Below are 260 nucleotides of genomic sequence, written 5' to 3'. Positions count from 1 at the left end.
ATCTTCCGTTTTCTATTGTTCTTCCAAGGGTTCCACAACTGGACCTTAAACCCCTTCCACATGATGGGAGTGGCCGGCATCCTGGGTGGTGCATTGCTCTGCGCCATTCACGGAGCCACGGTGGAAAACACCTTGTTTGAAGACGGCGAAGGGTCCAACACCTTCCGCGCCTTCGAACCCACCCAAGCCGAAGAAACCTACTCGATGGTCACTGCGAACCGCTTCTGGTCGCAAATCTTCGGGATTGCCTTCTCCAACAA

General features: G+C 54.2%; 1 pseudogene. It reads left to right on the top strand.

Annotated features, from left to right (window positions below):
- Nucleotides 1-260: pseudogene (locus AC0QH1_RS00490) on the top strand (photosystem II D2 protein (photosystem q(a) protein)); the annotation flags it as partial.

It is taken from the genome of Phormidium sp. CCY1219 (genome assembly GCF_055795085.1).
Note: the sequence above shows the minus strand (reverse complement) of the source record. Positions and strands in the feature narration are given on the sequence as shown.